We start from the raw sequence: 316 nt of genomic DNA, 5'->3' as shown, positions 1-316 counted from the left end.
GCTCACGCTGGACTGCACCGGTTGTCCGTTGGTGGCGTTGGTGACGGAGGTGTCGGCGAACGTGATGTACCCGCTGACCAACCGGTAGGTGGCGTCGTTCGCGTTGAGCGAGTTGCCCCGCACGTTGGCGGTGCAGGTGACAGTGCCGGCGATGCCGGGGTGGACGAGGAAGCGGGTGTAGAGCGTCACGTCCTGCAACGGGGAGCCCGAGTTCGTGTCGTACACGTTCTGCCCGATCACCATGTTCTTGCTCCAGCCGCCCGGACCCCGGCAGACGACCTCGTTGTCGAAGAGGCTGCGGATGGTGGCGTTGTTG

Annotated in this window: 1 protein-coding gene; it reads right to left on the bottom strand. The window is 65.2% G+C overall.

Going from position 1 to position 316, the window contains the following annotated elements; genetic code table 11:
* A partial coding sequence (locus OQ02_RS45460; protein ID WP_033443852.1) for a hypothetical protein occupies positions 1–316 on the bottom strand: 316 nt, incomplete at both ends.

The sequence above is a fragment of the Saccharothrix sp. NRRL B-16314 genome, assembly GCF_000716595.1.
In the GTDB taxonomy this organism is placed as follows: domain Bacteria; phylum Actinomycetota; class Actinomycetes; order Mycobacteriales; family Pseudonocardiaceae; genus Actinosynnema.
This window is presented reverse-complemented; position numbering and strand designations above follow the sequence as displayed.